We start from the raw sequence: 13,229 nt of genomic DNA on the forward strand, positions 1-13,229 counted from the left end.
GTTAGCCAATCACAATTGGTTATCCGCTATAACCAAAAGTTATAGCACTAGCCCTCTGTGATCATAAATTGCAGCATATCAGGCAATATTTCGATCTCCACTTCTACGGGCACTTCGATTTTCAGCCGCTCGTCATCGATATGTGCGTCTTTTCCGTCCCAGAAAATCTTCACCTTCCTGGCGCGAATGGTCGAAAAACTGAACTCCTTGTCCTCATCGTTAATGCGGCTGAGCAGAAACGACTCGAATTTGCTGCGGCTTTCTTCCGAAACCATCACCACATCGAGCATCCCGTCGCCCGGATCGGCCTCACCCGCGAGCACGAGGTTTGGCCCGATGGAGCGGATATTCATGATTTCCACCATCATATAATTACCGGAATGCTCCACACCGTCAGCCACAATAGTGCAGGGCCGGGCTTCATAATTTTGCACGATTTCGAGCAGTACGGCACGCGCTGCTTTGAGCTTTTCCTCAGCGGTATCGCCGATATCGCCTTCTATTTTGCTCATTACCTTCATCAGGCGCGGGAAAATACCGTAACCAAATGCTTCCAGGAAAAACAAGTCTTCGCCCACGCCATGTACGCGGCCGATATCGAACGGTTTGAGCCGGTAATGATGCCAGTGCGGAATAATTTCCTTTGGATGCCCTTCAATCTGCAATGCGGTGGCGATATTGTTGGCGGTCCCATGCGGCAATAAGGCCAGCGGGTATTGCTTGTCGAGCCGCTTGCGTTTCATGAGCGCTTTGGCCGCCCGCCGGACAGTTCCGTCTCCTCCGGCCACGATCAGGAAATCGGTGTCATTTTCGAAAGTATCCCAGCCTTCCTCCTTTACGGACGAATAGGTGCATTCGAAGCCTTCTTTCTTAATCAGTTTGACCAGCTCCTTCTTGGAAAAGTCATTATCCCCGGCTGTCGGGTTGTGTAAAAGGGTCGTTTTTTTCATATCAGGATGTATAGCATACCCCGGCTTTATAAAAAACATACCAGGCATAATTTTATTAATAATCACCCGAAAACGCTATACGTTATGAAAATCCTGGTAACGAACGATGATGGAATATACAGCCCGGGCCTTGCGGCGCTTGCCAAAATTGCCTCGCGGTTCGGAGAGGTGAAAATAGTAGCCCCGGATGTGGAACAATCCTCGATGGGTCACGCTATTACGGCGTCCAGGCCGCTTTCCTATAAAAAGTCCCCGATCGAATTCGAGGGTATCGATGCCTACCGCGTGAACGGCACACCTGCCGACTGCGTGGCATTGGGGCAACACTTGTGGGACAAACCCGACGTGGTGCTGTCGGGTATCAACCTGGGACCTAACCTGGGGAATGCGATGTGGCATTCGGGCACGCTAGCAGCAGCCAAACAGGCAGTGCTCTTCGGCATTAAAGGCATCGCATTGAGCACGCCTACCGACGTCGAACCCGATTTCGAGAAACTCGATCCGTTTGTGGAAAAGGCGCTGGACCTGCTTTTCAAGAACCCGCACCTGAATCTGGTGAATGTCAATTTCCCGCACGACCCCAAAGGCGTGCGCTGGACACGGCAATCGGTGCGGCTGTACGACAACAATATCGTCCCGGCGCTCGATCCGATGGGCCGCAAGCATTACTGGTTTACCGTGGTTCCGCTGGAACCCGCCGAAGAAGGCACCGACCGCTGGGCCATTGAAAATCAATTCGTCTCCATAACTCCCCTCCGCCTCGACCTGACCAATGAAGCGGAGCTCATGAAGGCGCAGCTGGCTTACCCCATTACATAAGTAAATCCAGCCACACCACCACTTTGAAAGTAAAGTGTGGTTAGAATTATTTGCAAAACGTTTCTTCTATAACCCCGATCCCGCGCCCCAATCCGGTGCGGGATCTTTTTTGTTCAAGTCTTTTGCAAAACCATTAAGGGGTAGAATGGGAAAAATGTAGTCTTATCTGCAAGACAGACGTATTTTTACAAATTCCTGAATCCAAGAAATCAGTTTTTCCTCATCATGAAACAAACCAATATTGGCAACTATCGCTGGGTTATTTGCGCATTACTCTTCTTTGCAACCACTATCAACTACATCGACAGACAGATTCTTGGATTATTAAAACCTACCCTCGAAACAGAATTCAACTGGACAGAAAGCGACTACGCGAACATCGTGATGGTTTTCGCTGGCTGCTATGCCGCCGGTTATATCGTGTTCGGTAACATCATCGACAAGATAGGCTCTAAACTCGGATACGCCGTTTCCATTATCATCTGGAGTATCGCTGCGGTGGCGCATGCATTTGTGAAAAGCACATTCGGCTTCGGGGCTGTGCGTGCCATACTGGGCCTCGGCGAGGCAGGTAACTTCCCGGCGGCGGTAAAAGCGACGGCAGAATGGTTCCCGAAACGCGAACGCGCGCTCGCGACCGGTATTTTCAACTCCGGTACGAGTATCGGGGCCGTAGTTGCACCTATTCTCGTCCCCTGGCTATTAAGTACTTACAGCTGGCAGGGCGCGTTCATCATCACCGGCGCAATTGGCTTTATCTGGTTGATATTTTGGTGGTTGATGTACGAAATACCTTCCCGCCACAAGAAAGTAAGCCCCGAAGAATATGCGTTTATCCACAGCGACAACGAAGCCGGCGACGGCGAGAACCAGAAAACCATTCACTGGACCAAGCTGGTAACGCTTCCGCAAACGTGGGTTTTTATTATCGGAAAATTCCTTACAGACCCTGTATGGTGGTTCTTCCTTTTCTGGCTTCCATCTTACTTCGCTACCACATTTGCCTTGGATCTTAAAAAGCCTAGTCTGCATTTGGCAATCGTCTACACAGCGACCACATTCGGAAGCATTGGCGGCGGTTACCTGTCGTCCTACCTGATCAAAAAAGGCTGGACGCCGCTCCGTGCCCGTAAAACCACATTGCTCGTGATGGCATTCGCCGTGATGCCGATTATCCTCGCACAATTCGCGACGGACATTTGGACTGTCGTAGGCATTATCGCCATCGCTACTGCTGCGCACCAGGCCTGGAGCGCGAACATCTTCACCATTGTATCCGACATTTTCCCGAAACGCGCAGTAAGCTCAGTGGTAGGTATCGGCGGTATGGCCGGCTCCCTCGGCTCGACATTCTTCCCGCTGCTTGTAGGCGCATTACTCGACCATTATAAGGGAACAGGTAACATCGGCGCGGGCTACAACATCCTGTTCATCGTTTGTGGGCTCGCCTACATCGTTGCCTGGCTTGCCATCCATTTCCTTACGTCCAATATGAAACCGGTGGAAGAATCGTTAAACAACTGATCTACCAAAAATCACCAAGCTGTTAATATTGCTAGCATAGCATTCTGATGAAGAAGTACCATTATCCCCTTTTGATCCTGGCTGTTTCGTCCATGTTGGTGTATTGTAAAACCAACAAGCAAACCAGCCAGCAAACCTCCTCCGCCACGACAACTGTTGCAAAGGAGGAGAAACCCTCCTCAAATGCCGGAAAGTCTCCTTTTATCCCTGCCTCCGAAACCATCGGTAAAATGGTCATCGAGGATGGTTTTGAAGTCAGACTCGTTGCCGCGGAGCCGCTCGTGAGTGCGCCTGTGGCTATGCAGTTCGACGACAAAGCCAGAATGTGGGTCGTAGAGATGGTAGGCTACATGCCCGACACCATCGGTACCGGCGAGGACATCCCGAATGGTAACATCGTGATCCTCGACGACAAAAATAAGGACGGCGTTTACGACGACCGAAAAGTGCTGATCGACTCGCTCGTGCTTCCACGCGCCATCTGCCTGATCGAAAATGGTATCCTCGTGGCCGAGCCGACCAATCTCTGGTTTTATGAACTGAAAAATGACCAGGTGGTCAAAAAGACGCTTGTAGACCCTAAATACACTGAGGGCGGCAACGTGGAGCACCAGCCCAATGGCCTTCTGCGTGCGATGGACAACTGGATTTACAATGCCAAATCCGACAAACGATACCGTCATATCGGGGGCAAATGGGTAATCGAGCATACCCACTTCCGTGGCCAATGGGGCATTTGCCAGGATAACTACGGCCGTCTTTATTATAACAACAATTCCCAAAACCTCCTGGGCGACTATTTCCCTGCCGGCCTCGGTGCCTGGAACAAAAACCAGCGAGGTGTTGCCGGTTACAATGAGAAATCGGTAGCCAATAATAAGGTATACCCACTGCATCCCACGCCGGGTGTGAACCGCGGCTACATGAAGAATGTCCTGGACGACAGCCTGCGTTTGAATGAGTTTACAGCAGCTGCTGCTCCCGTCATTTATCGCGGTGATCTGTTTGGAAAAAACTACGATTTCAATGCATTTGTACCGGAGCCTTCCGCAAACCTGATCAAACGGGATTTTCTGAATGAAAAAGGATATGTGGTAAAAGGTGATATCGCTTACAAAGGCAGGGAGTTCCTCGCCAGCACCGACGAGCGTTTCCGGCCTGTAAGCCTCTACAATGCACCCGACGGCAGCCTGTTCGTACTCGACATGTACCGCGGCATTATCCAGCACAAAACTTACCTGACGCCTTACCTGAAAGACCAGATCGGCAAGCGCGACCTGACGCAGCCCCTTTCGGCAGGCCGCATTTACAAGATTGTTCCAAAAGGCTCGAATCCTAAACCGGTAACCATTCCGGATGGTGCCCAGGAATTAGTGAAACTGCTCGGCCATCCCAACGGCTGGGTCCGTGACCGGGCCCAACAAAAATTGATCGACGGCAAATACAACCAGACGGTACCCGCGCTTCGGGAAGCTGTTAAACAAACAGCCGACCCATTACTGGCCATCCACGCATTGTGGACACTCGAAGGTTTGAATTCCCTGAAACCCGAAGAGGCACTGAGCTGGATCCGGCAATCGGCCTGGACTTTCCGAGCACAGGGGCTGTATGCATCCACGTCGGTGATCACGCCTACTTCCTACCAGCAATTTGCCACCGCATTTGACGGCATAGTCGACTCGGGCGATACACTCGCGGCGCCTTACATTGCGTTCCTTGCCAAAAGCATCGAAAAGTTTGACCAGAATGCATCCCGCGGCCTGCTCAACAAGCTGGCCGCCAAATACCCGAACAACCGCTACGTGTCCGACGCAATTATCAGTAACTTGCAGGATCAGGAAGAAACCTTTCAGAGCGCCATTTCTGCCACTGTGTCCGATCAGAATGCGGTGCTCAACAAGCAACTAACACGCGTAGTGACTGCTGTCCGCAATGCACAGGGTAACCGCAACCCGGAAATGCTCAAAAAAGAATTTCCAAAAGGCGAGGCATTATTTACTTCAGTATGCCAGACCTGCCACGGTGCCGACGGCGGCGGCGTAAAATCACTCGCACCGCCATTGAACCAATCGGAATGGGTGACCGGCAACAAGGATAAACTCATTTCCATCGTCCTTTTCGGCCTTACCGGCCCGGTCAAGGTGAACGGCCACGTGTACCAAACACCGGAAGTAAGTGGCGACATGCCCGGCATCGGCTACGACAAAGGCATGCCCAACGAAGACATCGCACAGCTGCTGAGCTTCATCCGCCGCTCATGGCGCAACAATGCCGATAAGGTAACCACTGAAGAAGTGACCAAAGTCCGCACAAAACTCACCGGCCGCGAAAAAGCATTCACCGAAGCCGAACTGAACGGCATTTGATGGTATGTTGTTGATTATGAATGAAAGGCGCCTCGAAAGGGACGTCTTTTTTTGCTAAAAGAGGGTTATGATATCCCTTCTAGCGAAGTTTGACTGTTGGGTGGGAGTAGCGAGGAATCTGCATGACTTATCAGGCCAAGCAATAGACTAATTTCCCGGTCGGTAAAAACGATCACTCTGTCGCACTCAGGGCCTACAATGGACATTCTTACGTCGCTTCCCTCGAAATTGGCCATATTATTTACGAGCTTTTCAAGTTGTATTCTCAAAGAGTCTTGCCGGGCATTTAACAGCCGAAGCTGGTAAATGCCCAACAAATGCACTCTTGGAAGAATTGAAGATTTATTGTTTCTCCGGACAAAGTCTATCAACTTGGCGTCGCCAGTATTATCGAACTTCATTAAAATGATGAGTCCTAGCAGTTCTTTTTCAGTAAGTTGCCGAATTTCGCCGTTCATTTCCTTAAATCCCTAATACTCTAATCTGTCTAAATCTCCGGACCTTTCAACAACCACCTCCCGACCAGGATCACATTTACAATCACCGTCGCCAGCTGATTTTAAAATGAAAGCAAGCCCATTTAACAGGTCAAAAGAGATAAACTTCTAGTTGGCTGTCTTATTTATTTCAAATGAGCAGTGCTTGTAAGTTAGTAAGCGATTGCCGTCAAAGCCGACAATCGCATCTTCAACCTCCGACTTCGCTATGTCACAGCTTCCCTTCTTTTTAAAAAGGCCTCGCTCCCAAATTTGGCCGTTTTCAGAAAAAATATTTGCATTAATGGTGGTGGAAGTAACCGACACAAATTCTACCCATACGCCACCGTCGGGGCCACCTTTCCAAACCGCAGTTTCCGGTACAGTTATTGGCCTCGACCGTCCAGTTTCGCTGCAACCCGAAATCCAAACTGTCAGCGCTCCGAGAATAACCCATTTCATGTAATAAGAATTTTAGCACTGCATCGCTAACAATTTAATACAAATCAAATTTTCAGCAAAAAATGTCACAAATATGAGACATTCCACTACCTTTGTAAAATCATGAAAGACACTGAGCAAAGTATTATCGAAGCTGCGATCCTGATTTTCAACGAGGATCTCTCTGCACCACTGGAAAAAGTGGCGGATCAGGCGCAGGTGACCCGCAGGACTTTGCACCGGTATTTTAAGGACCGGAAGGAGTTAATGGATAAATGCCAGAAGGAAATCCGCAGAGCCTGTGCCGTAGCGATGTTCAATGCATATAATACGACCGAAAATCCCCGGGAGCGGCTCGAAGCGATGTTTTATGCCGGACTCGATTGCGGTTCCAAAAACACTTTTTTACACAAACTACACACGTTGCACGACCATAAACACCAGGCAGCCAATGAAGCATGCTCCAAATATGACCATACATTCGAGCTCTGGAAAACTAATCTGCAACGGCTGCTCACCGAGGGCGTGATCAACCAGGCCATGACCGTCGACTGGATCCACAATTTCTTTCAAAGCGTAGTAGTGGTATTCATTAACTCGCAGCAAAAAGGGACGCTCGGTCGCGCCGAGGCACGCGAACTCGCCTGGTTTTCATTTAGTAAGGGAATAGGTATTTAAAATTTTTTGTCCAACCATGTCTCATTTTTGAGACATATATGTATTTCAAACATGACTGATCAACAACTATTCGACGTCGCGATTATTGGCGGCAGCTACGCCGGGCTTTCGGCTGCCATGACATTGGGCCGTGCCCGCCGTAAGGTAATCATCATCGACAGCGGAAAACCCTGCAACCGACAGACGCCGCATTCGCACAATCTCATTACCCACGACGGCAAGACGCCCGCCGAAATCTCGGCCCTCGCACGCGAGCAGGTACTCGCCTACCCGACCGTACAGATGCACGCCGGCCTGGTTACGCAGGTAACAGGCGCGGACGGCGCATTCACCATGGCCGTGGACGAGGAACATACATTGCAAGCCAAAAAACTGATTTTCGCCACCGGTATCCGCGACATCATGCCCGATATCCCCGGCTTTGCCGAAAGCTGGGGTATCAGCGCCATCCATTGCCCTTACTGCCACGGCTACGAATACAGCGACGCCCGTACCGGCGTCCTTATGAATGGCGAAATGGCATTGGAATACCTTAAAATGATCCGCCACTGGACCGCCGACCTTACCCTCTATACCAACGGCCCAACCACATTCGACGAGGCGACGCGCGAAAAAATGCTCGCATTCGGTGCAGAAATCGTGGAGCAGCCCGTTGCCTCACTGGATCATGAAAACGGTTACCTGAAATCGCTCCGCCTCGCCGACGGTACTACCCGCGACATTACCGCCCTTTACCACCGCCCCGCATTCGTCCAGCATTCGCCGATACCCGAACAACTCGGTTGCGAGCTCAATCCGCAGAGCTTTATCAAAGTGGATGAAGCACAAAAAACAACCGTAGCCGGCATATACGCCGCCGGCGATAACAGCGGCGCATTCAGGGGGTTAACCGGCGCTATGGCCGCAGGAACAACCGCCGGCGCAAGGCTCAATCACGAATTAATCAATGAAGAGTACTGATTGGCTTGTTGCAATATGGTAGATTTGTGGTTATCGGCAGTCGGCCATCGGCTGTCGGCTGTCGGCGGTTAGCTGCTGGCAATCGAATTGTCATTTTTGTTTTACTAAAAAAGCCGACGGCCGAAAGCCGAAAGCTGACTGCCACAATATGTTCAAAACCTCCGCCCCCATTATCATTACTTGTTACAAACGCCTCGCGCCGTTCCTCGAAAAGGAGGTGACGGCATTGGGCTACCGGGTGGAAGAGACATTTGCTACCGGCGTCCGGCTGCGGGGTACGGTCAACGACTGCATTAAATTGAACCTGAACCTCTACTGTGCAAGTCAGGTGCTTTACAGCCTGGGCACATTCAACGCCCAGCACCCAGACGATGTATACCGGTTTTTGTCCAAAATGCAATGGGAGAATATCCTGGCCGACGACGCGTATTTCTCGGTTACCAGCAATGTGATGACCGCGACAGTGAACAACACCATGTTTGCGAACCTGCGCGTGAAGGACGCCATCGTGGACAGGCTCCGTGACAAAAAGGGCGTAAGGCCGTCGACCGGCTCGGAGCTGAAAGGAGCCGTAGTGCATTTGTTCTGGAAGGACGATCGCGCTGAAATCTTCATCGATACTTCCGGCGAAACGGTGGCGCGGCACGGCTACCGCAAAATTCCTGGCAAGGCACCTATGCTGGAAGCCCTCGCATCGGCGACGATCCTGGCCAGCCAATGGAACCGCAATTCGGCATTTATCAACCCCATGTGCGGCTCGGGTACGCTCGCAATCGAAGCGGCGCTGATTGCCACCAATAGCCGCCCGGGGCTTTTCAGGGACAATTACTCGTTCATGCATTTGCTCGGTTACGATGAGGAAGTGTATTTCAGCGCGCAGGATAAGCTGGAAGCGCAGATCATCGAAGCGCCTAAAATGCGCATAATTGCCACGGACTACGATGAGAATGCGGTTACCAATGCCAAAAAGAACGCAATCGCAGCCGGCGTAGCCGATATGATCGAGTTCGGGCTCTGTGATTTTGCGGACACCGAAGTGCCACGGGATACCAAAGGTGTCTTCTTCGTAAACCCGGAATACGGCGAGCGCCTCGGCGAAATCAGCGAACTTGAAGAAACTTATGGACGGATTGGTGATTTTATGAAACAGAAGTGTGGAGGATATTACGGATATGTGTTCACCGGAAACCTCGATCTGGCCAAAAAAATTGGTCTTAAAGCCAAGCGCAGAATCGAATTTTATTCCGGTAAAATCGATTGCAGGCTACTGGAATACGAACTTTACGAGGGTTCGAGAAGAGTATAGTCCCAAATTCGCGAAATGCTGCTAAACATAGTTTCTCGCTCGATAACTTTGGCACAATATTTAGATAATATAGGGCATAACCATTTAGAAAAATTGTCATGAAACAGTCACAAAGTTCAGGAACCATGCCGCAAGGCCAGGTCCGGAACAGGCCTGAAAACAAAGACAATCTGGATAGCAGGCATCGTGAGGAAGAAATGGTAAAAGGTAATCATATTACCAGCAACCAGAAAGAGAATCACAGTCTGGGAAAACAGCGAAGGTAGCATTCGATGCACCTTATTAAATGGTTCCTAAGTTGAGACGAAGTCCGCATGAAACGAACATCCGGACTTCGTTTTTTTGTGCTTGTTTATAATGTCCTTTGGCAGAAATTACTGTAACGGTTATCTCGTTTTCATTGACAGCGTACACGAGGCGATGTTCTTGGTTAATCCTTCGCGACCAGAGACCTGCCATATCGTACTTCAACTGCTCCGGCTGCCCGGTACCGGTGTACGGATGTTCAGTGAGCTCGTCGAGCAGTTTACGAAGTTTTATGAGCGCAGGCTTGTTCCCTGACTTTTTAAGCTTTTCAATCCCTTCCAACGCCTTGTCAGTGAAAGCAAGCTGACAACTCATAATCCAAGCAGTTTATCCAAATCCGCCTTATTTACTTTTTTGGTTTTTCCGGCACGGTACTGCTCTATTCCTTCCCTGATCTCGGCCACGACTTCAGGGTCCATGAAGTAACGGTCCTTTTCACTCACCGGTGTCAAGGCATAGGCTTTTCCCTTCCCTCTCTGTATGATGACCTGCTGATTATTATCGGCGAGGTCCATATATTTTTTTTGATTGTCGCGGAATTCGCGTGAGCTGATCACAAGCATCGTTTTTCATTTTTATGTACCAATTTGATACACAATTTACACACAATTAATTTCATTTCCCACGGCTAACATACCCCCACCGTCTCAATTCCCAGCAATTTCCCCAGCTTATCCCATGCTGCCCTATCATATTGATTCTAAAACTGTTGCCTTTTAACAAAGCACCAATTCGGCAGTCTTATTCACAGAATGTATAGATATAACACTATATTTTGCTTCAAGAATTACCTTCGCCGGCCATTGCTCATCCAATTTTCGGCCCGATTGTACGTTCCTATGCTGAATTTCGGTCGATAGACCGATATTTACATTAAAAACCAGAACCGATGAAACGATACCTGATGGCGCTCACCCTCCTGATCGGCGCTGTATCCTGTGATTGGATCGGCAATACGCCGAGTTTTGGGGATGATTTCATTACTTATGATATCAAGGCAGGCAACCATGAAGTAGAGCGCAACCTGAATACGCTGTTTACCGGCTCATCCATGCGTTTTCAGGCGCTCTTCGATAGTAGTTGTATTTATAAAACGAGCGTTCCTGAAAACCAGAACGATATCAATAAACTATACGGATTTTCGGACTGCAGTTCCCAGCACCATAACAACAGTGCACGTTTCGGTTGGAACTGGCGCGAGGGTGCGTTACGTATTTACGCGTACACATACGTGAATGGCGTCCGCCAGGAACGGGAACTTGGTACGGCCGAATTGAACGAAGTCACCAGCTTCCGGATCGATATCCGGGAGAATACTTACGCGTTCACCTACCATGGAACCGAAACCGTGATGCCACGCCATTGCTCGGGCGGCGTGGGCGTAGCTTACAAACTGCTGCCCTACTTTGGCGGTGATGAAGTTGCCCCGCACGACATCCGGATCAAAATCAGGAATTTGTAGGATTGGATTAAACCATATTCTAAAAACTGTCTTCCACATCCGGGCGGAAATTCCCCAACCACCTCCCGAACCGGGGTTTTAAACTGGCTTTTCTCTCGCAACCGACGAATAGTTCCTGCTTTCAGGCAGGTCATTACGAAAAACAGCCCACGGAGGTTTTGACTGGTATAATTTTTGTGCGACGTACCTATCACACACTCGGGAAGACTTGTACACACACTAGGAAATTTTGTGTCTCAGCGAGCTGACCGTATATATTCCGGCGCACCGAAGCCTGTTGGCCGACGCCCGACATTCGGCATATTCCTGATTAGTGCCTACATTACCCAAAAACATGATCCTTATTGTCGACGACAGGCCGGAAAACATCTTACCGCTTAAAAAAATCCTGGAACTCCACAATTTCAAGACCGACACCGCGGAGTCGGGCGAGGAAGCCTTGAAGAAGGTGCTCAATAAGACCTACTCAGTGATCATTCTCGATGTACAAATGCCGGGCATGGACGGCTTTGAAGTGGCAGAAGCCATTGCAGGCTTCGGGAAAGCGAAAGATACACCCATTATCTTCCTTTCGGCCGTCAATACAGAAAAAAAATTCATCACAAAAGGCTATACCTCAGGCGGTATCGATTACCTCACCAAGCCCGTCGATCCCGACATTCTGTTGTTGAAAGTAAAAACGTTCTACCGGCTTTTCGAACAGCAGCAGGAACTCAAGGCCATTCAGGAATCGCTCCGGCATGAAATCGATATCCGCAAACATGCACAGGAAGAGCTGGCAGCCAGGATGGACGAGCTTCGCTTCATTCTTGAATCGCTGCCGCAGATCGCATTCACGATCCGTAATGATGGGAAGATCGAATATGTAAACAGGCATTGGTTTCAATACGCTGCCGATGCCGGCGCATTTCCGGAAACTCACCCCGATGACCATACTTATAAGCGTTGGAATGAACATTTCCTGAATGGTCTTGAATTTTCCGGAGAGGCCCGGTTACGGCAGCTGGATTCGGACGATTACAGGTATTTTCTGCTTAAGATCATCCCAGTTCTGCAAAATGGCATCATTGTGCGGTGGGTAGGCACTTTTACCGATATTCACCAGCAAAAGATGGCGAACGAGTTGCTGGAACATAAAGTGGAACTCCGCACTAAAGAACTTGTCGATAAAAACTCCGAGCTCGAAACAACGAACCACGAATTGCAGCAATTTGCATGGGTGGTATCCCATGACCTGAAAGAACCGCTTCGTAAAATTCAGACTTTCAGCCATTTAATTAAAGACAAATACCTATCCGGCAACGAAGAGGCGATCTCTTATCTCGACCGGTCGATCAGCTCTTCGGCCAGAATGTCGCGGCTCATCAGCGATCTGCTCGACTATTCACGACTCTCTGTGACTGCCTATTTCCAGCCTACCGACCTGAATGCGCTGGTAGATGAGCTGCTTGCCGATTTCGACGAAACAATACGGGAAAAGAAAGCCAGCATCCGAAAGGACACTCTTCCGGTGGTGGAAACGATCCCGAGCCAGATCCGCCAGGTATTCCAGAACCTGATCAGCAATGCTCTGAAATTTTCGAGACCCGATGTGGCACCTGTCATCGATATTCGGTGTGAGATTATTGAAGAAAAGAGCCTTTCCAGCCTCGCATCGGCCGAAGGTCCCTATTGCAGGATTACCATTGCAGACAATGGCATTGGCTTCGACGTGAAGTTCCTCGACCGGATATTTGTCATTTTTCAAAGGCTCAACAACATCAATGCCTACGAAGGAACCGGGATCGGACTGGCCATCGCCAAGAAGATTATGGACAAACACAATGGCATTATTTCCGCCCGGAGCACCGAAAACCAGGGTTCCGAATTTATTCTTATACTTCCGTTCGTGCAGGAACATGCGCCGACGACCATTAAAACCGACATTTAGCTGACGCCCAT

General features: G+C 49.7%; 13 protein-coding genes. 9 read left to right on the forward strand and 4 right to left on the reverse strand.

What is annotated here, in order from left to right; translation table 11 throughout:
• Positions 1-47 precede the first annotated feature (47 nt).
• Positions 48-950 (reverse strand): diacylglycerol/lipid kinase family protein, encoded by a 903-nt coding sequence (locus tag AC2YIT_RS27590; protein WP_430846059.1) that lies wholly within the window; start codon positions 948-950, stop codon positions 48-50.
• 84 nt (positions 951-1,034) lie between these two features.
• On the opposite strand from AC2YIT_RS27590, the gene surE reads away from it, so the two are divergent.
• From surE to AC2YIT_RS27605, 3 genes are all read left to right on the forward strand, one after another.
• Positions 1,035-1,769 (forward strand): 5'/3'-nucleotidase SurE, encoded by a 735-nt coding sequence (gene surE, locus AC2YIT_RS27595; protein ID WP_223407897.1) that lies wholly within the window; start codon positions 1,035-1,037, stop codon positions 1,767-1,769.
• Positions 1,770-1,994: 225 nt separating this feature from the next.
• Complete coding sequence (locus AC2YIT_RS27600; protein WP_487281330.1) at positions 1,995-3,293, forward strand: MFS transporter; 1,299 nt, start codon at positions 1,995-1,997, stop codon at positions 3,291-3,293.
• 47 nt (positions 3,294-3,340) lie between these two features.
• Positions 3,341-5,659: a DUF7133 domain-containing protein gene (locus AC2YIT_RS27605; protein ID WP_487281331.1), complete on the forward strand. Its 2,319-nt coding sequence runs from the start codon at positions 3,341-3,343 to the stop codon at positions 5,657-5,659.
• A gap of 605 nt (positions 5,660-6,264) precedes the next feature.
• Here the strand turns inward: AC2YIT_RS27605 and AC2YIT_RS27610 are convergent.
• Positions 6,265-6,597, reverse strand: coding sequence for a hypothetical protein (locus tag AC2YIT_RS27610; RefSeq protein WP_430846053.1), 333 nt, complete (start codon positions 6,595-6,597; stop codon positions 6,265-6,267).
• 102 nt (positions 6,598-6,699) lie between these two features.
• Here AC2YIT_RS27610 and AC2YIT_RS27615 point away from each other — a divergent pair, with 102 nt between their 5' ends.
• From AC2YIT_RS27615 to AC2YIT_RS27630, 4 genes are all read left to right on the forward strand, one after another.
• Complete coding sequence (locus tag AC2YIT_RS27615; protein ID WP_430846051.1) at positions 6,700-7,254, forward strand: TetR/AcrR family transcriptional regulator; 555 nt, start codon at positions 6,700-6,702, stop codon at positions 7,252-7,254.
• A gap of 51 nt (positions 7,255-7,305) precedes the next feature.
• A complete protein-coding gene (locus tag AC2YIT_RS27620; protein ID WP_487281332.1) occupies positions 7,306-8,214 on the forward strand; it encodes an NAD(P)/FAD-dependent oxidoreductase in 909 nt (302 codons plus the stop codon).
• 148 nt (positions 8,215-8,362) lie between these two features.
• A complete protein-coding gene (locus AC2YIT_RS27625; protein ID WP_487281333.1) occupies positions 8,363-9,520 on the forward strand; it encodes a THUMP domain-containing class I SAM-dependent RNA methyltransferase in 1,158 nt (385 codons plus the stop codon).
• A 98-nt stretch (positions 9,521-9,618) separates the two neighbouring features.
• Entirely contained in the window at positions 9,619-9,786 is a 168-nt protein-coding gene (locus AC2YIT_RS27630; RefSeq protein WP_430846045.1) for a hypothetical protein, read from the forward strand.
• A gap of 16 nt (positions 9,787-9,802) precedes the next feature.
• Here AC2YIT_RS27630 and AC2YIT_RS27635 read toward each other — a convergent pair whose 3' ends face one another.
• Both AC2YIT_RS27635 and AC2YIT_RS27640 read right to left on the reverse strand, forming a co-directional pair.
• Positions 9,803-10,141 (reverse strand): Txe/YoeB family addiction module toxin, encoded by a 339-nt coding sequence (locus AC2YIT_RS27635; RefSeq protein ID WP_487281334.1) that lies wholly within the window; start codon positions 10,139-10,141, stop codon positions 9,803-9,805.
• Complete coding sequence (locus tag AC2YIT_RS27640) at positions 10,138-10,389, reverse strand: type II toxin-antitoxin system Phd/YefM family antitoxin (protein WP_430846041.1); 252 nt, start codon at positions 10,387-10,389, stop codon at positions 10,138-10,140. Before AC2YIT_RS27640 ends, AC2YIT_RS27635 begins: the two co-directional genes overlap by 4 nt.
• 326 nt (positions 10,390-10,715) lie before the next feature.
• Between AC2YIT_RS27640 and AC2YIT_RS27645 the strand changes: the two genes are divergently transcribed.
• The gene (locus AC2YIT_RS27645) at positions 10,716-11,288 is read left to right on the forward strand and encodes a hypothetical protein (protein WP_430846039.1); all 573 of its coding nucleotides are present in this window, start codon (positions 10,716-10,718) and stop codon (positions 11,286-11,288) included.
• 334 nt (positions 11,289-11,622) lie between these two features.
• Positions 11,623-13,218, forward strand: coding sequence for a hybrid sensor histidine kinase/response regulator (locus tag AC2YIT_RS27650; RefSeq protein ID WP_487281335.1), 1,596 nt, complete (start codon positions 11,623-11,625; stop codon positions 13,216-13,218).
• The last annotated feature ends 11 nt before the right edge of the window (positions 13,219-13,229 follow it).

It is taken from the genome of Dyadobacter sp. SRI_021, assembly GCF_057586235.1.

Excerpts from the sequence above, each read along its gene's own strand:
- AC2YIT_RS27590 (WP_430846059.1), bottom strand. The coding sequence starts at position 950 with ATGAAAAAAACGACCCTTTTACACAACCCGACAGCCGGGGATAATGAC.
- surE (WP_223407897.1), top strand. The coding sequence starts at position 1,035 with ATGAAAATCCTGGTAACGAACGATGATGGAATATACAGCCCGGGCCTT.
- AC2YIT_RS27600 (WP_487281330.1), top strand. The coding sequence starts at position 1,995 with ATGAAACAAACCAATATTGGCAACTATCGCTGGGTTATTTGCGCATTA.
- AC2YIT_RS27605 (WP_487281331.1), top strand. The coding sequence starts at position 3,341 with ATGAAGAAGTACCATTATCCCCTTTTGATCCTGGCTGTTTCGTCCATG.
- AC2YIT_RS27610 (WP_430846053.1), bottom strand. The coding sequence starts at position 6,597 with ATGAAATGGGTTATTCTCGGAGCGCTGACAGTTTGGATTTCGGGTTGC.
- AC2YIT_RS27615 (WP_430846051.1), top strand. The coding sequence starts at position 6,700 with ATGAAAGACACTGAGCAAAGTATTATCGAAGCTGCGATCCTGATTTTC.
- AC2YIT_RS27620 (WP_487281332.1), top strand. The coding sequence starts at position 7,306 with ATGACTGATCAACAACTATTCGACGTCGCGATTATTGGCGGCAGCTAC.
- AC2YIT_RS27625 (WP_487281333.1), top strand. The coding sequence starts at position 8,363 with ATGTTCAAAACCTCCGCCCCCATTATCATTACTTGTTACAAACGCCTC.
- AC2YIT_RS27630 (WP_430846045.1), top strand. The coding sequence starts at position 9,619 with ATGAAACAGTCACAAAGTTCAGGAACCATGCCGCAAGGCCAGGTCCGG.
- AC2YIT_RS27635 (WP_487281334.1), bottom strand. The coding sequence starts at position 10,141 with ATGAGTTGTCAGCTTGCTTTCACTGACAAGGCGTTGGAAGGGATTGAA.
- AC2YIT_RS27640 (WP_430846041.1), bottom strand. The coding sequence starts at position 10,389 with ATGCTTGTGATCAGCTCACGCGAATTCCGCGACAATCAAAAAAAATAT.
- AC2YIT_RS27645 (WP_430846039.1), top strand. The coding sequence starts at position 10,716 with ATGAAACGATACCTGATGGCGCTCACCCTCCTGATCGGCGCTGTATCC.
- AC2YIT_RS27650 (WP_487281335.1), top strand. The coding sequence starts at position 11,623 with ATGATCCTTATTGTCGACGACAGGCCGGAAAACATCTTACCGCTTAAA.